20 protein-coding genes are annotated in these 22,259 nt (G+C 53.4%); 12 read left to right on the forward strand and 8 right to left on the reverse strand.

Going from position 1 to position 22,259, the window contains the following annotated elements:
• The first annotated feature begins 5 nt into the window (after positions 1-5).
• Positions 6-779, forward strand: a complete 774-nt coding sequence (gene hisP, locus LH22_RS08645) for a histidine ABC transporter ATP-binding protein HisP (protein ID WP_038645703.1) — start codon at positions 6-8, stop codon at positions 777-779.
• Between the two features lie 233 nt (positions 780-1,012).
• Here hisP and LH22_RS08650 read toward each other — a convergent pair whose 3' ends face one another.
• On the reverse strand, positions 1,013-1,960 hold the full coding sequence (locus LH22_RS08650; RefSeq protein ID WP_038645705.1) for a sugar-binding transcriptional regulator: 948 nt from the start codon (positions 1,958-1,960) through the stop codon (positions 1,013-1,015).
• 194 nt (positions 1,961-2,154) lie between these two features.
• On the opposite strand from LH22_RS08650, the gene dalD reads away from it, so the two are divergent.
• From dalD to LH22_RS08665, 3 genes are read left to right on the forward strand one after another with little or no spacing between them, the layout of a single operon-like run.
• Positions 2,155-3,543 carry a D-arabinitol 4-dehydrogenase gene (gene dalD, locus LH22_RS08655; protein ID WP_038645707.1) on the forward strand — a complete coding sequence of 463 codons (1,389 nt, stop codon included), beginning with the start codon at positions 2,155-2,157 and terminating at the stop codon, positions 3,541-3,543.
• A gap of 2 nt (positions 3,544-3,545) precedes the next feature.
• Positions 3,546-5,015 (forward strand): xylulokinase, encoded by a 1,470-nt coding sequence (gene xylB / locus LH22_RS08660; RefSeq protein WP_038645710.1) that lies wholly within the window; start codon positions 3,546-3,548, stop codon positions 5,013-5,015.
• A gap of 27 nt (positions 5,016-5,042) precedes the next feature.
• Complete coding sequence (locus tag LH22_RS08665) at positions 5,043-6,323, forward strand: MFS transporter (protein WP_038645712.1); 1,281 nt, start codon at positions 5,043-5,045, stop codon at positions 6,321-6,323.
• A gap of 36 nt (positions 6,324-6,359) precedes the next feature.
• Here LH22_RS08665 and LH22_RS08670 read toward each other — a convergent pair whose 3' ends face one another.
• Positions 6,360-7,253: a TIGR01777 family oxidoreductase gene (locus tag LH22_RS08670; protein ID WP_038645715.1), complete on the reverse strand. Its 894-nt coding sequence runs from the start codon at positions 7,251-7,253 to the stop codon at positions 6,360-6,362.
• Positions 7,254-7,455: 202 nt separating this feature from the next.
• Here LH22_RS08670 and yfcF point away from each other — a divergent pair, with 202 nt between their 5' ends.
• Both yfcF and yfcD read left to right on the forward strand, forming a co-directional pair.
• Positions 7,456-8,097, forward strand: a complete 642-nt coding sequence (gene yfcF / locus LH22_RS08675; protein WP_038645717.1) for a glutathione transferase — start codon at positions 7,456-7,458, stop codon at positions 8,095-8,097.
• Positions 8,098-8,208: 111 nt separating this feature from the next.
• Positions 8,209-8,754: an NUDIX hydrolase YfcD gene (gene yfcD / locus LH22_RS08680; RefSeq protein WP_038645719.1), complete on the forward strand. Its 546-nt coding sequence runs from the start codon at positions 8,209-8,211 to the stop codon at positions 8,752-8,754.
• 46 nt (positions 8,755-8,800) lie between these two features.
• Here yfcD and LH22_RS08685 read toward each other — a convergent pair whose 3' ends face one another.
• From LH22_RS08685 to ackA, 3 genes are all read right to left on the reverse strand, one after another.
• Positions 8,801-10,060 (reverse strand): 4-aminobutyrate--2-oxoglutarate transaminase, encoded by a 1,260-nt coding sequence (locus LH22_RS08685; protein WP_038649984.1) that lies wholly within the window; start codon positions 10,058-10,060, stop codon positions 8,801-8,803.
• A gap of 841 nt (positions 10,061-10,901) precedes the next feature.
• The gene (pta, locus tag LH22_RS08690) at positions 10,902-13,046 is read right to left on the reverse strand and encodes a phosphate acetyltransferase (RefSeq protein ID WP_182058733.1); all 2,145 of its coding nucleotides are present in this window, start codon (positions 13,044-13,046) and stop codon (positions 10,902-10,904) included.
• A gap of 73 nt (positions 13,047-13,119) precedes the next feature.
• Positions 13,120-14,322: an acetate kinase gene (gene ackA / locus LH22_RS08695; RefSeq protein WP_038645725.1), complete on the reverse strand. Its 1,203-nt coding sequence runs from the start codon at positions 14,320-14,322 to the stop codon at positions 13,120-13,122.
• 339 nt (positions 14,323-14,661) lie between these two features.
• Here ackA and yfbV point away from each other — a divergent pair, with 339 nt between their 5' ends.
• From yfbV to LH22_RS08710, 3 genes are all read left to right on the forward strand, one after another.
• On the forward strand, positions 14,662-15,114 hold the full coding sequence (gene yfbV, locus LH22_RS08700; protein ID WP_034825085.1) for a terminus macrodomain insulation protein YfbV: 453 nt from the start codon (positions 14,662-14,664) through the stop codon (positions 15,112-15,114).
• 151 nt (positions 15,115-15,265) lie between these two features.
• The gene (locus LH22_RS08705; RefSeq protein WP_038645728.1) at positions 15,266-15,760 is read left to right on the forward strand and encodes a YfbU family protein; all 495 of its coding nucleotides are present in this window, start codon (positions 15,266-15,268) and stop codon (positions 15,758-15,760) included.
• A 14-nt stretch (positions 15,761-15,774) separates the two neighbouring features.
• Positions 15,775-16,434 (forward strand): sugar phosphatase, encoded by a 660-nt coding sequence (locus LH22_RS08710; protein WP_038645730.1) that lies wholly within the window; start codon positions 15,775-15,777, stop codon positions 16,432-16,434.
• Between the two features lie 26 nt (positions 16,435-16,460).
• Here the strand turns inward: LH22_RS08710 and yfbR are convergent, their stop codons facing one another.
• The 3 genes from yfbR to LH22_RS20550 all read right to left on the reverse strand — a co-directional run bounded on the left by yfbR (position 16,461) and on the right by LH22_RS20550 (position 18,721).
• Positions 16,461-17,060: a 5'-deoxynucleotidase gene (gene yfbR / locus LH22_RS08715; RefSeq protein ID WP_034825080.1), complete on the reverse strand. Its 600-nt coding sequence runs from the start codon at positions 17,058-17,060 to the stop codon at positions 16,461-16,463.
• A gap of 182 nt (positions 17,061-17,242) precedes the next feature.
• Complete coding sequence (locus LH22_RS08720) at positions 17,243-18,460, reverse strand: pyridoxal phosphate-dependent aminotransferase (protein WP_038645733.1); 1,218 nt, start codon at positions 18,458-18,460, stop codon at positions 17,243-17,245.
• A gap of 27 nt (positions 18,461-18,487) precedes the next feature.
• Positions 18,488-18,721, reverse strand: coding sequence for a hypothetical protein (locus LH22_RS20550; protein ID WP_156102782.1), 234 nt, complete (start codon positions 18,719-18,721; stop codon positions 18,488-18,490).
• A 704-nt stretch (positions 18,722-19,425) separates the two neighbouring features.
• On the opposite strand from LH22_RS20550, the gene lrhA reads away from it, so the two are divergent.
• From lrhA to LH22_RS08735, 3 genes are all read left to right on the forward strand, one after another.
• The gene (gene lrhA / locus LH22_RS08725) at positions 19,426-20,349 is read left to right on the forward strand and encodes a transcriptional regulator LrhA (RefSeq protein WP_034825076.1); all 924 of its coding nucleotides are present in this window, start codon (positions 19,426-19,428) and stop codon (positions 20,347-20,349) included.
• A 660-nt stretch (positions 20,350-21,009) separates the two neighbouring features.
• Positions 21,010-21,453: an NADH-quinone oxidoreductase subunit A gene (locus LH22_RS08730; protein WP_034825074.1), complete on the forward strand. Its 444-nt coding sequence runs from the start codon at positions 21,010-21,012 to the stop codon at positions 21,451-21,453.
• A 15-nt stretch (positions 21,454-21,468) separates the two neighbouring features.
• Positions 21,469-22,149, forward strand: coding sequence for a NuoB/complex I 20 kDa subunit family protein (locus LH22_RS08735; protein WP_007889318.1), 681 nt, complete (start codon positions 21,469-21,471; stop codon positions 22,147-22,149).
• Positions 22,150-22,259: the final 110 nt, after the last annotated feature.

Raw genomic sequence — 22,259 nt, forward strand, 5'->3', positions numbered from 1 at the left:
TCACTATGGCTGACAACAAATTAAGCGTTACCGAACTGCACAAGCGTTACGGTGAACATGAAGTTTTGAAAGGCGTATCACTGCAGGCGAATGCCGGCGATGTGATCAGCATTATTGGCTCGTCCGGTTCCGGGAAAAGTACCTTCTTACGCTGCATTAACTTCCTCGAAAAGCCGAGCGAAGGCACCATTTCGGTCAACAACGAGCAAATCAATCTGGTGCGTGATACCGATGGACAGCTGAAAGTGTCCAACAAAGAGCAGCTGCGTTCACTGCGCACTCGTCTGACCATGGTGTTCCAGCACTTTAACCTGTGGAGCCACATGACGGTGCTGGATAACGTCACCGAAGCGCCAATCCAGGTGCTTGGGCTGAGCAAAGCCGAAGCGCGTGAGCGTGCGATTAAATATCTGGATAAAGTCGGCATTGATGAGCGTGCGCGCGCTAAATATCCGGTGCATCTTTCTGGCGGTCAGCAGCAGCGTGTGTCCATTGCCCGCGCCCTGGCGATGGAGCCGGAAGTGCTGCTGTTTGATGAACCGACTTCTGCGCTCGATCCCGAGTTAGTCGGCGAAGTGCTGCGCATCATGCAGAAACTGGCTGAAGAGGGCAAAACCATGGTGGTAGTGACGCACGAGATGGAGTTTGCTCGTCATGTTTCCAATCACGTGATTTTCCTGCATCAGGGCAAGATTGAAGAGCAGGGCTCGCCAGATGAACTTTTCGGCAACCCGAAAAGCCCGCGTTTGCAGCAGTTCCTGTCGGGATCGCTGAAGTAATCGACCAGGTCGCCATCAATGGCGACCCTACCAATGTAGGGTGCGCACTATGCGCACCTGGCCAATCGCCGCACGGGCGAGATGAAGCATCGATGCGTACCTGGCCGATAACCGCACGGACGAGATGAGGCATCGATGCGCATTTGGCCGATAATCGTACGGACGAGATGAAGCATCGATGCGCATTTGGCCGATAATCGTACGGGCGAGATGAGGCAATGGTGCGCGTACGGTTACTCTCGCATTAACTTCAGCGCCGTATCTTCATCAGTTACCAGTCCCGATACCCAGCCACCCTGCAATGCAGCCCGAATCGCCGGGTACTTCCGCTCGCTGCCGGAAAAACCAATAATCTTGCGCTGTGTCTGGCTCTCCAGCAATACGCTGGTCAGTAGCTCATCGGTTTCGCCCCACACGCGCTCACCTTGCTGATTGAAAAAATGACCGAGCATCTCGCCCACCACGCCGCGCGCGTTCAGCGCTTCAACCTGCGCATCGGTGATAAAACCTTCGGCATTTAACGGACAACCCGGCATCACTTCCCCAATACCAACAAAGGCCACGTCCGCCTGCAATGCGCGATCGGTGACGCGCTGATACACCTGATGCTGCACCCACATCGCTTTATCCTGTGGTGTGTCGGCGTAGAGCGGCGCAGGAATGAAGAAATATTTGCCCTGCATCTTTTCGGCCATTTTCAATGGCACATCGTAGCGGGTACCGGAATCATCGCGTGCAATCGCCCCAATCATCGAAACGCACTGATGCTGCGGGCGATCCACCCACGGCAATGCATCGATCATTGAGCGTAGCGTCTTGCCCGAACCAATGCCGAACACCTGCGGCGTTTCCTCATTGATAAACTGTGACATCACCGCCGCGCCTCCTACCGCCAGCATTTGTTGAATGGCGTCATCATTCAGATTGGCCGATGGCACTACGCGGCACAGATCCAGGCCAAACTTCTCCTGCACCTCGCGTGCCAGTTGCAAACAGTGCGTGACGGGATGATCGATTTTTACGCTCACCATGCCCATCTCACGTGCGCTGGAGACCAGGCGCTGTGCGACCTGACGTGATAATCCCAATGCCTGCGCAATCTCCTGCTGTGTTACGCCTGCAACGTAATACATCCACGCGGCACGTGCGGCCAGCTCCTGCTTTTTCTCTTCTCTGCTCATCACGCTATTCCGTCAAAATCGATGCGTCATCTTAGCGCGTGTTTTACGAAAAGCACTAACTGAGCAAAAGCCCTAGAAAAGAGCAAAAGTATTATTTGTGATAAGGCTCGCAGAAAGATCCTCACCACGCGCACTATGCTACTGGCTATCGGGCAAATGCCCTTGTTTGTGGCAAATGTTTAATTGAGGCGATTATGACCAATCAATCAGTGTGGATGCACATCGGCGCGGGATCATTTCATCGGGCACATCAGGCGTGGTATCTGCATAAACTGCGCGAGCAGGGAGACGAAAGCTGGAGCATCGCGCTCGGCAATATTCGCAATGACGCTGTACCGCTGCTCAATCAGTTAGCGGCGCAGAACGGCGAATATGTGCTGGAAACCGTGACGCCTGAAGGTGAGCGCGACTATGAAACTATCACTTCGCTGCGCAAAATCTTGCCGTGGGACAGTGAAATCAGCGCGCTGGTTGAGCAGGGGGCCAATGCGGAAACTCGTGTAATTGGCTTTACCGTGACTGAAGCGGGTTACTACCTGACGCCTGAATTCACCCTGGATCTTAACCAGGCAGACGTGAAGGCCGACCTGAGCGGCGATATCCGCACTATTTATGGCGCACTCAGCCGTATCCTGACGCAGCGTGTTGTGCAGGGCGGCGCGCCAGTCACACTGCTGAACTGTGACAACCTGCGCCATAACGGCGAGCGTTTCCGTGAGGGGTTCCTCGCCTTCCTTGCGGCCAAAGGCGATACCGCGCTGGCAGATTGGGTGCGCACACAGACCACTTCACCGAATACCATGGTCGATCGCATCACACCGCGCCCTACGCCGGATGTGGCGGAGCGCGTGCAAGCCGCAACCGGCAAACAGGATCGCGCAGCGGTGATGGCGGAGTCCTTTATTCAGTGGGTGATTGAGGATGACTTTATTGCCGGGCGTCCGGCGCTGGAAAAGGTCGGCGTTGAGCTGGTGGAATCGGTGCTGCCGTGGGAAGAGGCGAAAATCCGCATCCTCAATGCGACGCATGCCGCGATTGCCTGGGCGGGCACGCTGATTGGCTTGAACTATATCGATGACAGCACACGTCATCCGGCGATTTATCAACTGGCGCATGACTACGTCACTCAGGATGTCATTCCCTCCCTGTCGCCCAGCCCGCTTGATTTAGCCGATTACCGCGACGTAGTGCTGGCCCGCTTTAGCAACCCATACATCAAAGACACCAATCAGCGCGTGGGCGCTGATGGCCTGTCCAAAATTCCCGGCATGGTGACGCCAACCTTGCAAGAGTGCTACCAGCGCGGCGCGCAGCCCACTGCAACGGCGGTGATTCCTGCGCTGTTCTTCCTGTTTATGCAGCGCTGGGCCAATGACGATCTGCCGTATTCCTATCAGGATGGCGCGCTACAGGCCGATGCGCTGCGTAAACAATTCGCCAGTGCTGACCCGCTGGCGTCCTTCCTGAGTGACAGCGCGCTGTTTGCGGAACTGGCCAACGACAAGGCTTTTCATGCGCTGGTGACGCGTCGTGTTGAGAGTTTGCAGCAGTGGCTGAAACAGCCAGAACTGGCGGCGGTGTAATCATGTATCTCGGCATCGATATCGGCACCTCAGAACTTAAAGCGCTGATCGTTAATACAGACGGCGAGATTGTGGCGTCTCAGCACGCCACGCTGGCTGTGCAGCGCCCACATCCCCACTGGGCAGAACAGGATCCCGAACGCTGGTGGCAAGCCTGCACCGAGGTGCTGGCGGGATTGCGTCATCAATCCCCTGATGCGTGGGCCGAGATTCGCGCTATCGGCTTATCCGGTCAGATGCATGGCGCTGTGCTGCTGGATGCGGACGGCAAGGTGTTGCGTCCATGCATCTTGTGGAACGACACACGCAGTGCGCCGCAGTGTGATGTGCTGCGTAAATGCTATCCGCAGATGATGGCGATCAGCGGCAACATGATCATGCCCGGCTTTACCGCGCCGAAACTGCGCTGGGTGGCTGAACATGAGCCAGCGATCTTCAGCCGCATCGATAAGGTCTTGCTGCCAAAAGATTACCTGCGCTGGCGCCTTACCGGGCGCTTTGTCAGTGAGCCTTCCGATGCTGCCGGTACGCTGTGGCTGGATGTGGCTCAGCGTGACTGGTCTGATGAACTGTTGTCTATTACCGGACTGACGCGCGCGCAGATGCCTGAGCTGGTAGAAGGCAGCGCGGTGAGTGGCCGCTTGCAACCGGCACTGGCAAGCGAATGGGGCTTATCCACTTCGGTGACGGTGGCTGGTGGTGGCGGTGACAATGCTGCTTCAGCGGTCGGCGTGGGTGCAGTGAATCCGGGCGATGCCTTTATCTCATTGGGCACGTCCGGTGTGATCTTCGTGGTGAACGATCGCTTACAGGCCGATCCTCAGTCCGGTGTGCATGCCTTCTGCCATGCGCTACCGGGCCGCTGGCATCAGATGAGTGTGATGCTCAGCGCCGCCAGTTGTCTGCGCTGGCTGTGCAATCTGCTGTCGGTAAGCGAAAGCCAACTGATGGAGGAGATGGCACAGCTCAATGATGAACAACTGCGCCGCGCACCGGTTTTCCTGCCTTATCTGTCAGGTGAGCGCACACCGCATAACGATCCTGACGCCTCCGGTTCTTTCTTCAATCTACGCCACGAAACGCCGCGTGCCTTACTGGGCTATGCGGTGATTGAAGGTGTGGCATTTGGGCTGGCGGATGGGTTAGCCGTACTCGGTGACGCTCAGCATCACATCCAGCAATGCAGCCTGACCGGCGGTGGTGCGCGTAGCACGCTGTGGGCACAGCTGATTGCCGATGTGCTGCAACTGCCTATCGTCACCCATCCGGCCAGCGCATCCGGTGCGCTGGGCGCCGCGCGTTTAGCGTGGCTGGCGGATGGCGGTCTTGAGCATGAGGTGTGTCTGAAACCGGCGGTACAGGCGCGCTACCAACCGGACGTGACGCGCGGTGCGGTGCTGCAACAGCGGCTGCGTCTGTTCCGCGAACTCTACATCCAACAACAACAGGTGCGCAGCTTGCTGCCTGCATAACGGCTTACCGAACAGAAGGTGATGGTGATGCAATCGAACGAATACTGGTTTGGCTTACCGAAAAAGATGTTCTGGGGCTTCCTCGCTATCGCGATTTTCATGGCGGGTGATGGCTTCGAAATGGCGTTTCTGTCGCGCCATATCACCGACATGGGCTTTACGCCTGCGCAATCTGCGGTGGTGTTTACCTTTTATGGTTTAGCGGCGGCGCTGGCGGCCTGGGCGTCTGGCGTGGTGGCTGAGCTGATCACCCCGCAGCGCGCGATGATGATTGGCTTTGTGCTGTGGATCGTGATGCATGCGCTGTTTATGTCGCTGGGGCTTGGCCTGCGCAACTACCCGCTGATGGTGCTGTTCTATGGCATCCGCGGGCTGGCTTATCCGCTGTTTATCTACTCGTTCATGATGATGCTGGTGCAGGTCTTACCACGTGAGAAACTGGCAGCAGCAACCGGCTGGTTCTGGGCAATGTATTCCGTCGGCATCGGCGTGGTTGGCAGCTATTTGCCAAGCCTGACCATCCCGATGCTGGGAGAAACCGGGACACTGTGGCTGGCGATTATCTGGGTGGCCTGTGGCGGTATTTTGGCGTACTTCAGCTTGCGCAACGTGCCGGTGGATCGCTCACGTGTGAATTTGCCGATGCGTGACAAAATGACCGAGATGTCGCGGGCCGTGACCATCCTGTTCACCAATCAGCATGTGTTTTATGCCTGCCTGATTCGCATCATCAACACGCTGTCGCTGTTTGGTTTTGCCATCATCATGCCACTGCTGTTTGTCGATCGTCTCGGCTTCACCATCTCTGAATGGCTGCAGATCTGGGCAGTGTTCTTCTTTGTCACCATTTTCACCAACATCTTCTGGGGCATTACCGGTGAGAAGCTAGGCTGGATCCGTCAGGTACGCTGGTTCGGTTGTTTGGGGATGGCGATCTCCAGCCTGATGTTTTACTACCTGCCGCTGTATGCCGGTCACAACTTCTGGGTGGCGCTGATTCCGGCAGTGATGCTGGGGATCTTTGTGGCGGCATTTGTACCGATGACGGCGGTATTTCCGACGCTGGAGCCGCATCACAAAGGTGCCGCCGTCTCGATCTATAACCTGTCGGCGGGCCTGAGCAATTTCGTGGCTCCGGCTATCGCCTCAGTGATGTTGCCGTTCTTTGATATTGTCGGGGTGGTATGGGCTTACACCGCGCTGTACGTATTTGCGGGGGTGCTGACCTTTATCATTCGCGTGCCGCAGCCGGGACACACGCGTGAAGAGAGGGCGGTGAAATCGCGAGTAGCGGAACAACGCAGCTAAGCGAAAAAACGGCGGCTCAGGGCCGCCGTCTGTTTATCAGACCACATCCTGCAGCGCTTCCTGCAAATCATACCAACGGAAGCCAAAACCCGACTCCTCCAGCCGTTTCGGCAAAACATGCTGCCCACCCAGCACCAGCACGGCGGATTCGCCCATCATCAATTTAATCGCACTGGCAGGCGTGCGCATAAACGCCGGTCGATGCATCACGTGGCCGAGTGTGGCGGCGAACTGCTCATTGCGCACCGCATAAGGCGCAACCATATTGAACGGTCCGTTCAGGTGGTTATTGTCGATCAGCCAGATGATGGCGTTAACCAGATCGTCAATGTGAATCCACGGCAGATACTGCTTACCGCTGCCAATGGGGCCGCCGACACCCAGCTTGAACGGCAGCTTCATTTTCGCCAATGCGCCGCCTTCCTCGGCTAACACTACGCCAGTTCGTAACAGGCATACGCGGGTGCGATCGCTCTGTGCGTTAAGCGCCAGTTGCTCCCAGCGCGCGCAGAGAGCATGGGTAAACTCATCGTGACCAGGATCATCTTCCGTTAATACCAGATCGCCGGTATCACCATAAAAACCGGTCGCGGATCCGGAAATTAAAAAATGCGGTGGATTGCTGCTGGCGTGGATCAACGAAACGATTTGTTCGGTAATCTGCCAGCGACTTTCACACAGCCGCTGTTTCTGTTGTTCGGTCCAGCGTTTATCGGCGATCGGCTCGCCTGCCAGATTAATCACGCCATCAATACCGTCGAGATCGGTTTGCTGATTGATACCGGACCACAGCGAAACGCGAGGATCCAGTTTGTCCCGTGCCGCCGCGACATCTCGGGTGACGACGTTCACCTGATGTCCGAGCAACAGCAGACGCGGTATCAAATGGCGGCCTATCAAACCTGTGCCACCGGTAATAAGCAGGTGCATGCTGAGCCTCCTTGTAATTTATTTTCTGCTCAGACTGATCATAGAAGAGAAGCGCACGGATAGCGTGACAGCGCTTACGCTAATGAAGAAAAAGGGAAAGTTTGTGTTGGCCTTAAGGTCAAAGATCCGACCAGCACACCATTGCCTTAACAAATAAAAATCGGTAAATAGAAAGCACACCTGATGCTTATTGAGGCAGCCGATGAACTATCCATCCATCACCTTGTGGTCCGATGCATCCTTTTTTAGTCCTTACGCTATGTCGGTCTACGTTGCACTCACCGAGAAGGGCATTCCCTTCACCCTGAAACGCGTGGACTTAGCGCAAAACGCACAGCTTGATGATGACTATCGCGCGCTGTCGCTCACCTGCCGCGTGCCCACGCTGCAAATTGATGATCTGGTGCTCAATGAATCTTCAGCGATTGCTGAATACCTTGAAGAGCGTTTTCCGGCCCCTGAATTTGAGCGTCTCTATCCGCGCGATCGTGAAAAGCGTGCGCATGCGCGTGAAGTGCAGGCGTGGTTGCGCAGTGATTTAATGGCGCTGCGTGCTGAACGCCCGACGGAAGTGCTGTTTGCCGGCGAGCGCTTTGCGCCATTAACTCCGGCAGGCGAGCAGGCGGCCAGCAAATTGATTGCGGCGGTTCAGCGCCTGCTACCGGATGGACAACAAAACCTGTTTGGGGAATGGTCGATTGCTGACACCGATTTGGCGGTGATGATTAACCGCCTGGCACTGCATGGCGACACGTTACCGGTGAAATTGCAGCATTACGCCGAGTTTCAGTGGCAACGCGCGTCAGTGCAATTGTGGCTGGCCGAATCAGGCAAATCGCGCTAAGCACGAAGAGCCTTGCGGAGGCGAAAAGAACGCTTTACCTTACCGCTCATTCTAATAAGGCATCGCAAACAGGCGCGTGCTGGGCACGCCGAAAACAGAAAAGGGTTACGGATGGTGGATCAAACGGCAGATAGCGGTATCGAGTGGGTTGATATCGTTAGTGAAGAGAACGAAGTCATTGCGCAAGCTAGCCGTGCGCAGATGCGTGCGCAGAATTTGCGTCATCGTGCGACCTACATCGTGGTGCATGATGGTATGGGCAAAATTCTGGTGCAGCGTCGTACTGAAATCAAAGACTTCATGCCGGGTATGCTCGATGCGACCGCCGGTGGCGTGGTACAGAGTGGTGAGGACCTGCTGGAATCTGCACGCCGTGAAGCGGAAGAAGAATTAGGGATCGCCGCAGTGCCGTTTGCCGAACATGGTAAATTCTACTTCGAAGATGAGCACTGCCGCGTCTGGGGCGGATTGTTTAGCTGTGTGTCACATGGCCCATTTGCCATGCAGGAAGAAGAAGTGGATGAAGTGTTCTGGATGACGCCAGAAGAGATCACTGCACGCTGCGATGAATTCACCGACGACTCGCTCAAAGCCGTATCACTGTGGCTGAGCCGCAACAGCGATGCCGCGCGTCGCAAGCAGAGCAGCGAATCCTGATTCCCGCTACATTCGAACAAGGCGCCCAACGGCGCCTTTGTTGTTTCTAATGCTCACGCAAAATCTCTTTGAGCAGTTGCAGGGCCTTATCAAACTGCGGCTGCGGAATCGTCAGCGGATAAAGAAAACGGATCACATTACTGTGTACGCCACAGGTCAGTAAAATCAGCCCTTGTGCCAGCGCCTGTAACTGAATCGCTTTGGTGATTTCTGCTGATGGTCGGCCTGAGTCATCCTGAAACTCTGCCGCAACCATTGAACCGTAGCCGCGTACCTCAGCAAGGGATGCGCATCCTGCACTCCGCAAAGTGGCACTGAGTTGTTCGCCCAATTGGCTAGCGCGTGCGCACAGCTGCTCTTCATCAATAATATCCAGCACGGCATGCGCGGCGGCTATCGCGGGCGGGCTGCCCGCATAAGTGCCACCTAAACCACCCGGTTCAGGGGCATCCATCACTTCGGCACGCCCGGATACGGCCGATAACGGAAACCCGCCCGCCAGACTTTTTGCCATGGTGATCAAATCTGGCTGCACATCGTAATACTCACTGGCGAACAGCTTGCCGGTGCGCGCAAAACCGCTCTGAATCTCATCGGCGATTAACAAAATGCCGTGACGATCGCATAAAGCGCGTAACGCAGAGACAAACGCTGGCGGCGCAATATAAAAACCGCCTTCGCCCTGCACGGGTTCGAAAATGATCGCCGCCACCTGCTGTGGGCTGATATCACTGCGGAAAATGGCCTCAAGACTCTCCAATGACTGATGCACGCTCACGTTGTGCAGCGCATTGGGATACTGGGCGTGAAATACCGAACCGGCGAACGGCCCAAAGCCGGTTTTGTAAGGCACGACCTTACCCGTCAGTGACATCGTCATATGGGTGCGACCATGAAATGCGCCTGTGAACGCGATAATGCCGGGACGCCCGGTCGCCGCGCGGGCAATCTTCACCGCATTCTCCACCGCCTCCGCGCCGCTGGAGAAAAAAGTGGTTTTCACTGCGCCGCTTATCGGAACGCACTGGTTAAGCCTTTCAGCGAGATGAATATAGCTTTCATAGGGGATGATCTGAAACGCGGTATGGGTAAAACAATCCAACTGCTGTTGCACGGCCGCCATCACTTTCGGATGACGATGCCCGGTATTCAGCACCGCGATACCCGCCGCGAAATCAGTGTATTCGCGCCCTTTCTGATCCCACACCGTGGCGTTTTCCGCCTTGACCGCATAGAAATCACACATCACACCCACGCCGCGCGGCGTGGCCTTCAATCGACGACTGTGCACATCACTGTTACTCATCATTAACCTCGCAATTCACGGGGGACTGTCATCAGTGTGAGCGGCAGGATGTTTTTTCGCCAGTGAACAACTGCGTGAAAATCGCCTCGTTATATAAGGTCCCAATGCGAAGGTGTGTACCCTAAAAGCGATGATGAAGTTTGAAAGGCAGGGAAGGAGAGTGTCCACTGAAACACACGCTAAATCCTCCCCTGATAAACAGTCAGAATGCGGAGGTATGTACCCTAAAAGCGATGATGAAGTTTAAAGGAAAGGGAAGGAGAGTGCCCACTAAAATAGACGCTAGATCCGCCCTTCACAAACGGTAAGAACGCGGAGGTTTGCAGCACAAAAGCGATGATGGAGTTTGAAAGGCAGGGAAGGCCAGTGCGAAGAGCGAAGCGTCCGCGCCATGGACGGCGCGGCCGATCTGCAGGGATGCGTTTATCCTTCGCGATCGGACTGGCCTTCCCTGTCGATTGCACCCAGCTTTCAGCGACAATTGCACCCAGCCTGCAGCAACTATTGCACCCAGCTTTCAGCTGCAATTGCCCCAGCCTGCAGCAACTATTGCACCCAGCTTTCAGCTGCAATTGCCCCAGCCTGCAGCAACTATTGCACCCAGCTTTCAGCTGCAATTGCCCCAGCCTGCAGCAACTATTGCACCCAGCTTTCAGCTGCAATTGCCCCCAGCCTGCAGCAACTATTGCCCCCAGCCCGCAGCCCGCAGCCCCCAGCCCCCAGCCCCCAGCAAAGACAGCACCAGGCAATCTACCGAACGCATCCCACCAAACTGGCAGCAAAAAAAAGAGCACAAGGTTTAACCCTCATGCTCTCTACGCTCAGCAGGAAGAAAAAAAACTTAGCCTTCTGCCTGCTGTGACTGAATCGCGGTCAGTGCGATGGTATAAACAATGTCATCCACCAATGCGCCACGTGACAAATCGTTCACCGGCTTGCGCATACCCTGCAGCATCGGCCCGATGGAAATCAGATCGGCCGAACGCTGAACCGCTTTGTAAGTGGTGTTACCGGTGTTCAGATCCGGGAAGATAAACACGGTTGCACGACCTGCAACGGCAGAGTTCGGTGCTTTCGACTTCGCCACGTCTTCCATAATGGCGGCGTCATACTGCAACGGACCATCGATCACCAGATCAGGACGTTTCTCCTGAGCAATACGCGTCGCTTCGCGTACCTTCTCAACGTCGCTACCCGCACCGGAGTTACCGGTTGAATAGGAAATCATCGCCACGCGTGGATCGATACCAAAGGCTTTGGCGGAATCCGCAGACTGAATCGCTATCTCTGCCAGCTGTTCTGGATTCGGATCCGGGTTAATCGCACAGTCGCCATACACCAGCACCTGCTCAGGCAGCAGCATAAAGAACACCGAAGACACCAGTGAACTGTTTGGCGCGGTTTTGATCAACTGCAACGGCGGACGAATGGTATTCGCGGTGGTGTGCACTGCACCCGACACCAAACCGTCCACTTCGCCGCGTTCCAGCATCATGGTGCCAAGCATCACGTTATCTTCCAGCTGCTCCTGCGCGACCACTTCGGTCATGCCTTTGCTCTTACGCAACTCAACCAAACGCGGCACATAATTCTCGCGCACCACTTCTGGATCGACAATCTCAATACCCTGGCCCAGCACCACACCCTGAGCGGCAGCCACACGCTGGATCTCGTCCGGATTACCCAACAGCACACAAGATGCAATGCCACGCTCGGCGCAAATCGCAGCGGCTTTCACCGTACGCGGCTCGTCACCTTCTGGCAGCACAATGCGTTTGCCGGCTTTACGTGCCAGCTCGGTCAGTTGATAGCGGAAGGCTGGTGGAGACAGACGGCGGCTACGCTCGGACGTTGCAGTGAGTGATTCCACCCAATCGGCATCGATAAAGCTGGCCACATACTCCTGCACCTTCTCAATGCGCTGGGTATCATCTGCAGGCACTTCCAGATTAAAGCTCTGCAGGCTCAGTGAGGTCTGCCAGGTATTGGTTTTCACCATAAACACCGGCAGGCCCGTCTGGAAGGCACGTTCACACAGACGCGCAATCGGTGCTTCAATCTGATAACCACCGGTCAGCAACACGGCACCAATCTCAATACCGTTCATGGCGGCGAGACACGCTGCAACTAACACGTCTGGACGATCGGCTGACGTCACCAACAGTGAACCTGGACGGAAGTGCTCCAGCATATGCGGAATACTACGTGCGCAGAAAGTCACCGATTTCACGCGGCGGGTCTGGATCTCACCTTCGTTAATGATCTCGGCATTCAGATGGCGGCACATATCGATGGCACGCGTCGCGATCAGATCGAAACTCCAGGGTACACAGCCGAGAATCGGCAATGGACTGTTAGCAAACAGCTGCTTAGGATCGATATTGGCAATATTCGCTTTCGTCGAATCATCGAAAATTTCAGACAGGTCAGGGCGCGTACGACCCTGCTCATCCACTGGCGCGTTAAGCTTATTAATGATCACGCCGGTGATGTTTTTATTCTTACTGCCGCCAAAGCTGCTTTGCGTTAATTCAATGCGCTCTTTCAACTGCGCAGGCGAATCATTGCCCAGCGCCGTCACGAACACGATTTCTGCATTCAGGGTTTTAGCGATTTCATAGTTCAGTGAAGAGGCAAACTGATGCTTACGGGTTGGCACCAGCCCCTCCACCAACACCACTTCCGCGTCTTGCGCATTCGCGTGGTAGTTAGCAATGATCTCTTCCATCAACACGTCTTGCTGGTTCGAACCCAACAGTGACTCAACGCGTGACATCTGCAGCGGTTCAGCGGCAGGGATCGCGGAGTTCTTACGAATGATGGTGGTGGTCTGATCTGGCGCATCGCCGCCCGCACGTGGCTGGGCAATCGGCTTGAACACGCTCAGGCGAACGCCTTTGCGCTCCATGGCACGAATCACGCCGAGGCTGACGCTGGTCAGGCCGACGCTGGTGCCGGTAGGGATGAGCATGATTGTACGTGACACTATAAAAACCTCTCAGGTGTTGCAGACTAGCCAAAACAACTCCGTCAGCCTGAGCTGACGGAGAGAAGTGTATTTAGGCGGTCAGACGCGCGGCGTCCTGGGCGATGACCAACTCTTCGTTGGTTGGGATCACCACGGCCGGGCGGGTGCCCTCTTTGTTGATAAAACCAGACTTACCAAAGCGGGCAGCAAGGTTACGCTCGTGATCCACTTCGAAGCCCAGCAATGCGAGTTTTGCCAATGACAGCTCACGCACCATCGCCGCATTCTCACCGATACCACCGGTGAACACCACGGCATCCAGACGACCTTCCATCAACGCGCTATAGCTGCCGATGTATTTCGCCAGACGGTGGCAGAACACGTCCATCGCACGCTTAGCATCTTCTTTAGTCGCGTAGTTGTCTTCAACATAGCGGCAGTCACTGGTGACTTCGGTCAGACCCAGCAGACCAGACTCTTTGGTCAGCAGTTTGTTGATCGCATCCACGCTCATACCCAGCGTGTCATGCAGGAAGAACACGATCGCCGGGTCGATATCACCACTGCGGGTGCCCATGACCAGACCTTCCAGCGGCGTCAGACCCATAGAAGTATCGACGCACTGACCGTTGCGGATAGCAGAAACTGAACCGCCGTTGCCGAGGTGGCAGGTGATGATGTTCAGTTCGTTGACTGGCTTGTTCAGCATTTTGGCGGCTTCCTGCGTCACATAGTAGTGGCTGGTGCCGTGTGCGCCATAGCGACGAACGCCGTGCTCTTTGTACAGTTTGTACGGCAGAGCATAAAGATAAGACTCTTCCGGCATAGTCTGATGGAATGCCGTATCAAAAACCGCCACATTCTTATCTGACAAGTGCGGGAAATTCTTCAACGCTTCGTCGATGCCGATAAGATGTGCCGGATTGTGCAGCGGGGCAAAAGAGGAAGCATCTTTAATACCCTGAATCACTGATTCATCGATGATGACCGATTTAGTCAGCTGCTCGCCGCCGTGAACGATACGATGGCCGATTGCAGCGATTTGTGCCGAAAGCTCTGGTTTTTGTGCCAGAATAGTTTTAACAATGAAGTTCAGCGCTTCACTGTGCGCTGCACCTGCGCCGAGAGGCGCTTCTTGTTTGCTGCCTTCCAGTTTCCATTTGATACGCGCTTCAGGTAAATGGAAACACTCCGCCAGACCTGACAGATATTCGTCACCGGTGGCTGGATTGAGGATGGCAAACTTAAGTGAAGAGCTGCCGCAGTTCAGAACCAGTACTAACTTCGTTGACATGGAAGTACCTATTGATTAAAGAGTGGCTAAAAATAACGCAATCAGACTAACAGCGTAGCCCATGAATGCTGGTAGATTAATGATTAACATCATGCGGTAGTCAAAAAGAGACCGACATGCAAAAAAATTTCGGTAATTTTACGCAGATTTTTGAAATCTGCTTAGCGAAACATGGCTCTAAACCGCTCTTTTATTGAGCTGTAGCTTCCGGTAATGTTGCTAAAACGGCGTCAGAATACCCACTGTCACCCGCAAAGACAAAATCTTTTGAAGGATGTCACGTAAAGTTGTGTAGTTATCATTTTATTTTAATCGTTGCAGAATTAGTTGAGGTCTATCATGGCGAATGACACAAGCAATCCCGGCTGGTTTGGTTTATTCCAGAACGGTCAGCGTTACATGAAGACCTGGCCAGCCGACAAACGACTGGCACCGATGTTCCCTGAAAACCGCGTGGTGACGGCAACGCGTTTTGCCATCCGCTTTATGCCCCCGCTGGCGATATTCACCCTGACGTGGCAAATCGCCATGGGCGGGCAGTTGGGACCGGCGATTGCCACCGCACTGTTTGCCTGCAGTCTGCCGATGCAGGGATTATGGTGGCTGGGTAAACGCTCCATCACGCCATTGCCGCCGACTTTACTGCACTGGTTCCACGAAGTGCGCGCAAAACTGGAAGAAGCGGGACAAGCGATTGCCCCCGTTGATGGTAAACCGACTTACCAGGCGCTGGCCGATGTGCTAAAGCGCGCCTTCAAACAACTCGATCGTACCTTCCTCGACGATCTTTGATCGATCATCCCCTTTTACTGCCAGAGAATGTGTGCAGTAACCGGGTTTAAATCAAAGAAAAGTGATGCGGGCAAACACGCATCGCTTTCCTTGTGTAATCATTTATCCATTGTTTAAATCTTAAGCGGCCGTGATGGCCCGGGAGCGAACCGTGGAAATGACCCATGCACAACGACTGATCCTCTCCAATCAATACAAAATGATGGCGATGCTTGAGCCGGAAAATGCGGAGCGCTATCGCCGCTACCAGACCATCATCGAGCGGGGCTACGGCCTGCAACTGCGCGAACTCGACAAAGAGTTTGGCGAGCTCACGGAAGCCACTTGCCGCCAACTCATCGATATTATGGAAATGCACCATGCGCTGCATGTCTCCTGGTCGAACCTGAAAGAAGCCAGTACTATCGAAGAGCGCCGTCTGGCATTTCTCGGTTTTGACGCGGCCACCGAAGCACGCTATCTCGGCTATGTGCGTTTCATGGTGAACGTGGAAGGGCACTACACCCAGTTTGATTCCGGTACGCATGGCTTCAATGCCCAGACGCCGATGTGGGAAAAATACCAACGCATGCTGGCGGTGTGGCACACTTGTCCGCGTCAGTATCATCTTAGCGCGAACGAAATCGCGCAGATTCTCAATGCCTGAATAAGGAGCGACGCGTGAAGTACAGGGGTTTTCTGTTTGATTTGGACGGTACGTTGGTGGATTCATTGCCTGCGGTGATCCGCGCATGGTCATTGTGGGGCGAGCGCCAGGGTATTGCGGCGGAAGAAGTCCTGAACTTCATTCACGGTAAGCCAGCTATCAATTCATTGCGCCATTTTATGGCAGGCCAGTCTGAAGAGGCGATTCAGGCGGAGTTTCTGTGGCTTGAACGTTTAGAAGCAGAAGACACGCAGGGCGTGCAAGCGATTCCGGGGGCGAAGGCATTGCTCGCCACGCTTAACGAACTGCAGATTCCCTGGGCGATTGTGACCTCAGGATCGATCCCGGTGGCTCACGCGCGTCACAAAGCGGCAGGTCTACCCATGCCGGAAGTGTTCATTACCGCAGAAAACATCAAATTGGGTAAACCGAACCCGGAGCCGTATCTGCTGGGTGCTGAACGCCTGGGGCTGCCTGCAGCGGAATGCGTTGTGGTTGAAGATGCTCCCGCCGGCATTATTGCCGGGCTGGAAGCGCGCAGTGCAGTGGTTGCCGTCAATGCACCCACGGATGCCCCGCGCCTGAATGAAGTGACCTGGCAGGTGAAAACACTGGAACCGCTGGTGGTTTCACCTGCAGAAAACGGCACGTTTACGCTTTCTGCCAACATCTGACAGTACGGGCCATAGCGGCCCGTTTTTTATAATGGGGTATCCTGAGAAATTTCATCCAGCGACAGGCTAAAGCTTGGAATAAATATCTCTACAAAGTAATCCATTTCTGGGGAACGACGCTGTGACAGTGTTTTCTCCAGGCGTGCCTTGGCCAGCAAAAACTCGTTATTTCCTGCTGACAACTCTTCCAGACATTTCACGTAGGCGCACAGCGCGTCAGCCTGCTTCACCACCGCTTGTTCACTTTCGCTATGCAAATGCTCGTCAATCAACGGACGGTAGGCATCCTGCAATTCCGGCGGCAACATCTCGATCAACTTCTGCTGGGCGATCTTTTCGATCTTTTTGTACTCATGTGCAATTTGCGCGTTGTAATACTTCACCGGCGTGGGTAAATCACCGGTCAGTACTTCACTGGCATCGTGATACAGCGCCAGCATCGCAATACGCTCTGCATTGAGATTGCCGTTAAATTTTTTGTTTTTGATGATGGCCAACGCATGCGCCACCATCGCCACCTGAAGACTGTGTTCAGAGACATTTTCGGTGCGCACGTTGCGCATCAATGGCCAGCGATTGATCAGTTTAAGACGGGAGAGATGGGCGAAAAAGTGGCTACGGGTCATAGACGGTTCCTGTTCTCACGGCGGGGAAGGAGTGCCTTCCCCGAGATGAAAACAGTATATACCCTTCATACTTCGGGTTGCATGTGCGTGAGCTGAGTTCACTCACCCAAGTCGCTCACGCAGGTAAGCAACCTGGGTTCATTCACTTGCTGCCTTCATGTATTGCGGGTCAGTGTGTCAAACTACTGACGATAGCCTTGCAGGAAACGACCAAATTTATTGATCGCCATTTCCAGATCATCAACACGTGGCAAGGTGACGATGCGCACGTGATCCGGCCATGGCCAGTTAAAGGCGGTACCCTGAACCAGCAGCACTTTCTCTTGTAACAGGAAATCCAGCACCATTTTTTGATCGTCAAAGATGTTGAATTTCTTTGGATCGATGCGCGGGAACATGTACAAAGCACCTTGCGGTTTCACGCAGTTGACGCCCGGGATATCGTTAATCAATTCCCAGGCACGTTGGCGCTGTTCATACAAACGACCACCAGGTGCAATAAACTCGCTGATACTCTGATAGCCACCTAGCGCTGTTTGAATCGCATGCTGAGCAGGTACGTTGGCGCACAAACGCATCGACGCCAGCATTTCCAGCCCTTCGATATAGCCCTTAGCGTGTTTCTTCGGACCGTTTAACACCATCCAACCCTGACGGAACCCCGCAACACGGTAGGTTTTAGACAGGCCATTAAAGGTCACGGTCAGCAGATCCGGCGCCAGTGCCGCAATCGAATGGTGCTGTGACTCGTCGTACAAAATCTTGTCGTAGATTTCGTCAGCGAAAATGATCAGGTTATGCTGACGCGCAATCTCCACCACTTCCATCAGCAGTTCTTTGCTGTACACCGCACCCGTTGGGTTGTTCGGGTTGATGATGACGATGCCACGCGTGCGCGGGGTTATCTTACTGCGGATATCGTCCAAATCCGGGAACCAGCCCGCAGACTCATCACACAGATAATGCACAGCTTTACCGCTCGACAGCGACACGGCTGCCGTCCATAACGGATAATCTGGCGCAGGTACCAGCATCTCATCACCACTGTTCAGCAATGCTTGCATCGCCTGCACAATCAGTTCAGAGACACCATTACCAATGTAGATATCTTCGACGGTAACATCGCGCATATCACGCGCCTGGTAGTGCTGCATAATCGCTTTACGCGCCGAATACAGCCCTTTCGAATCACAATAGCCTTGCGAACTCGGCAGGTTGCGAATCACATCAACCAAAATTTCATCAGGGGCTTCAAAACCAAACGGGGCAGGGTTGCCGATGTTGAGTTTGAGAACTTTATTACCTTCTTCTTCCAGACGCTTAGCTTCTTTCAGTACCGGGCCACGGATGTCATAACAGACATTTTCCAGCTTGCCGGATTTATCAATTTGAAAATTCATCGTTACCGCCTTAACGGGCAGAGTCCTTTAACCTGCCACCAAAATCAAACCTGCCCAATTTACTCCTCTCACTGTCACAAAAGAAGGGCGGCTTAAGGTTTTGGCGCGTTTGCCAATGATTCCCGCCTCGGGTGGCGCAAAACGCAGTATATGACGGTTAATCTGGTTAATAATTCTATTGTTGGATTTTTTTGTAATACAAAGTACTGGTGGTTTGTGCTGGCGCTGTAAAGCCGCTAATCCATAGGTATTGGAGGTCATTAAGAAATTTTTTATTTACATCCTGCAAAAAAAACCATTAGCGACCTGATGAAATAGTTAAAGAAATCTTGTTGGATGTCGAAGAACTAAACAGTGCCGTTGCAGCCATCGCTGGTGCCATTGAAGGTCACGCATTCTTAATCAGTTTAAGGTGGCAGCATGAAGCGCTGCGAAGTGACCTATTCTGAACACAGCAGCAGTTTAAATAGCATTTACACTGTAACTTTAACGCTGCTGCAGCAGTTTAAGAACCTGGGTGGTTAAAAAATGAGCGGCATTGTGGCAGGATGTAGCGGAAAAGGGATTTGGTCAAAAAATGCGATGATTTGATCGAAAACATTTCCCTTTAAAGCGTAAAAATGATTAAGTATAATTTATTATTTGATGCACTTTATCGCTTCGCATCAGCATAACATGATGTTATCTCTTTTTGACCCGCAGGCCGTTTTCGCGGGAAACTAGACAACTACGCAGCTTCCAGCACCTGTGCGACATACGTCTTCGGACCCGAAGTTGTTCTGTCTTATTAGACGGCGCTCCTCTGAATACAGAGTGACGTATCCGTCGGCATCCGCCTGACACGATTTTTCCATGACAGCTCCACACAGGGCTGTCATTAAGCACCATTACCTCTTATCTATTTGATAAGTAAGGTAATACACCAGGGTAGTAGTTTTAAAAAATCTTATAAGTGAAGAAAAAACATGACTAATGCAAATCGTCCGATACTGAATCTCGACCTCGATCTGCTGCGTACTTTTGTTGCTGTTGCTGACTTGAATACTTTTGCGGCGGCGGCTGCAGCAGTGTGCAGAACGCAATCCGCAGTAAGTCAGCAGATGCAACGTCTGGAACAATTGGTAGGTAAAGAGCTGTTTGCCAGACATGGACGTAATAAACTGTTGACGGAGCATGGCATCCAGTTGCTCGGCTACGCCAGAAAGATCCTTCGTTTCAACGACGAAGCGTGCACCTCTTTAATGTACAGCAACATCCAGGGCGTACTGACCATCGGCGCCTCCGATGACACTTCCGATACCATTCTGCCGTTCCTGCTTAACCGCGTAACGTCGGTCTATCCGAAGCTGGCCATTGATGTGCGCGTCAAACGCAACCCGTTCATGATGGAAATGCTGAATCAGGGTGAGGTTGATCTGGTTGTCACCACGTCCAGTCCTGGTAATTTCACCCATCAGGTCCTGCGTACCTCACCTACGCTTTGGTACTGTGCTGCGGATTACATCTTCCAGCGCGGCGAAGCCATTCCACTGGTGCTGCTGGATGAACCAAGTCCGTACCGTGACATGGCGATCGATCACCTGAATGAAGCGGGCATCCCATGGCGCATTTCGTATGTTGCATCAACGCTGGCAGCGGTACGTGCGGCAGTGAAAGCGGGTCTGGGTGTCACAGCACGTCCGGTTGAGATGATGAGTCCAGAGCTGCGTGTGATGGGTGCAGCTGAAGGGCTGCCGGTATTGCCGGACACTCAGTACCTGTTGTGTCGTAATCCAGACAGTGATAACGAGTTGGCGCTGGCGATCTTCAATGCGATGCAGTCGACCAACGATCCTTACAATCTGACGGCAAATCCAGATGGCACCCTGCTGTTGGATGACGAAGAGTAAGGAGAACAATAGCGGGTTATTCCTTCACATTGGAATACCGGTTAATTGTTAAAACTTATTAAAATGAGCCTTAGACTGATAAACATCAGCTAAGGCTTTTTTTATGCATTTTAATTCACGCTTTCTAACGCGATTCGCCATCAATAATATTCCTGTCTTCCTGAAAAATTGAGATTGTTCCATTTTTGCTCAAAGTGGAACTTATTTATCATTCCGTGCCATCTTTCCCAGGGCATTTGCCTGTACCGATCGCCGATTTTTACAGCAAAAAACACCATTATGTGTTCTGGATCAAAAAAATACCCCCTATAAGGGGGGGGAAATCCCTGTAAGACCTGTCAAAATATGATTGTTAAATGCACGATCCATGCATGTGAATACCCGCTACACTGAAATTAACCTCACAAACTGAAGCGATTTAGCTGGTATCATGGGGTTCGTTTGTTAATAATATGCTACGGGTGTTAATTAATGTTTGGATGCTTTTGTCAAAGTTGACAAAAGGTTATAGAAAGGAGTAAAAAACCCCATAAAATTGCTGCTTATTTGATAATGACAGCATAGTTTACAAGGTTTTTTATCCTTCCCTTGAATTCATGTGGTGTGTTTGCTGCAACAGTGCAGGATGCCAGCGCCACTTTTGATGAGTAAGCAAAGAGTATGTCGACAACCACAGAAGTGATCGCTCATCACTGGGCGTTTATTGTTTTTATTGTTATTGCATTTGGCCTGTGTGCCTTCATGTTGACCGGCGGTTGGTTGTTAGGTGGTCGTGCACGGGCACGCCATAAAGACACCCCGTTTGAATCGGGTATCGAATCCGTCGGTGATACTCATATTCGCCTCTCCGCTAAATTCTATCTGGTTGCGATGTTCTTCGTTATTTTCGACGTCGAAGCCCTCTATTTATACGCATGGTCGACTTCAATCCGTGAAAGCGGTTGGGTTGGCTTTGTCGAAGCCGCAATTTTCATTTTGGTGCTATTGGCAGGCCTGGTTTATCTGGTGCGCATCGGTGCACTGGATTGGGCTCCTGCGCGTCGTCGCGTAGTGGTCAAATCAATCCCGGTCAGCCACAACCACACCAACCCTCATAAGCAGTAAAAGCGAGGCAATAAGATGGACTACACGCTGACACGCGTAGACCCTAACGGCGGCGGTGATAACGATCGTTATCCTCTGCAGAAACAGGAGATTGTTACCGATCCCCTGGAGCAGCACGTTCATCGCAGCGTCTACATGGGCAAGCTCGAACACGCCCTGCATGACATGGTGAACTGGGGTCGTAAGAACTCTCTCTGGCCGTATAACTTCGGCCTTTCCTGTTGCTACGTGGAAATGACCACGTCATTCACTGCGGTGCATGACGTGGCGCGTTTTGGTGCGGAAGTTATGCGTGCCTCTCCACGTCAGGCTGATTTTATGGTGATCGCCGGTACGCCCTTTACCAAAATGGCGCCGGTTATTCAGCGTTTGTATGACCAGATGCTGGAACCGAAATGGGTGATCTCCATGGGCGCTTGTGCAAACTCGGGCGGCATGTACGACATCTACTCTGTGGTGCAAGGCGTGGATAAATTCCTGCCGGTTGACGTGTACATTCCGGGCTGCCCACCGCGTCCTGAAGCTTACATGCAGGCGCTGCTGTTGCTGCGTGAGTCGATTGGCAAAGAGCGCCGTCCACTGTCGTGGGTGGTGGGTGATCAGGGCGTTTATCGCGCCAATATGCAGCCAGAGCGTGAGAGAAAACGCGGCGAGCGTATTGCCGTCACTAACCTGAGAACGCCAGACGAAGTTTAAGCTTCCCGTACACGGATGGCACAACGGCCGCAGCAGAACATCACAATTTAATGTGCGCCGCCATCCTGACGCCTTCTTTTGAGTGCCTGATGACAGGCCGGAATGGTGAG

It is taken from the genome of Pantoea rwandensis, assembly GCF_000759475.1.
Classification (GTDB): domain Bacteria; phylum Pseudomonadota; class Gammaproteobacteria; order Enterobacterales; family Enterobacteriaceae; genus Pantoea; species Pantoea rwandensis_B.

What these genes read in the sequence shown, in the direction of transcription:
- hisP (WP_038645703.1), top strand. Translation starts at nt 6, where the DNA reads ATGGCTGACAACAAATTAAGCGTTACCGAACTGCACAAGCGTTACGGT.
- LH22_RS08650 (WP_038645705.1), bottom strand. Translation starts at nt 1,960, where the DNA reads ATGAGCAGAGAAGAGAAAAAGCAGGAGCTGGCCGCACGTGCCGCGTGG.
- dalD (WP_038645707.1), top strand. Translation starts at nt 2,155, where the DNA reads ATGACCAATCAATCAGTGTGGATGCACATCGGCGCGGGATCATTTCAT.
- xylB (WP_038645710.1), top strand. Translation starts at nt 3,546, where the DNA reads ATGTATCTCGGCATCGATATCGGCACCTCAGAACTTAAAGCGCTGATC.
- LH22_RS08665 (WP_038645712.1), top strand. Translation starts at nt 5,043, where the DNA reads ATGCAATCGAACGAATACTGGTTTGGCTTACCGAAAAAGATGTTCTGG.
- LH22_RS08670 (WP_038645715.1), bottom strand. Translation starts at nt 7,253, where the DNA reads ATGCACCTGCTTATTACCGGTGGCACAGGTTTGATAGGCCGCCATTTG.
- yfcF (WP_038645717.1), top strand. Translation starts at nt 7,456, where the DNA reads ATGAACTATCCATCCATCACCTTGTGGTCCGATGCATCCTTTTTTAGT.
- yfcD (WP_038645719.1), top strand. Translation starts at nt 8,209, where the DNA reads ATGGTGGATCAAACGGCAGATAGCGGTATCGAGTGGGTTGATATCGTT.
- LH22_RS08685 (WP_038649984.1), bottom strand. Translation starts at nt 10,060, where the DNA reads ATGAGTAACAGTGATGTGCACAGTCGTCGATTGAAGGCCACGCCGCGC.
- ackA (WP_038645725.1), bottom strand. Translation starts at nt 14,322, where the DNA reads ATGTCAACGAAGTTAGTACTGGTTCTGAACTGCGGCAGCTCTTCACTT.
- yfbV (WP_034825085.1), top strand. Translation starts at nt 14,662, where the DNA reads ATGGCGAATGACACAAGCAATCCCGGCTGGTTTGGTTTATTCCAGAAC.
- yfbR (WP_034825080.1), bottom strand. Translation starts at nt 17,060, where the DNA reads ATGACCCGTAGCCACTTTTTCGCCCATCTCTCCCGTCTTAAACTGATC.
- LH22_RS08720 (WP_038645733.1), bottom strand. Translation starts at nt 18,460, where the DNA reads ATGAATTTTCAAATTGATAAATCCGGCAAGCTGGAAAATGTCTGTTAT.
- LH22_RS20550 (WP_156102782.1), bottom strand. Translation starts at nt 18,721, where the DNA reads ATGACCTCCAATACCTATGGATTAGCGGCTTTACAGCGCCAGCACAAA.
- lrhA (WP_034825076.1), top strand. Translation starts at nt 19,426, where the DNA reads ATGACTAATGCAAATCGTCCGATACTGAATCTCGACCTCGATCTGCTG.
- LH22_RS08730 (WP_034825074.1), top strand. Translation starts at nt 21,010, where the DNA reads ATGTCGACAACCACAGAAGTGATCGCTCATCACTGGGCGTTTATTGTT.
- LH22_RS08735 (WP_007889318.1), top strand. Translation starts at nt 21,469, where the DNA reads ATGGACTACACGCTGACACGCGTAGACCCTAACGGCGGCGGTGATAAC.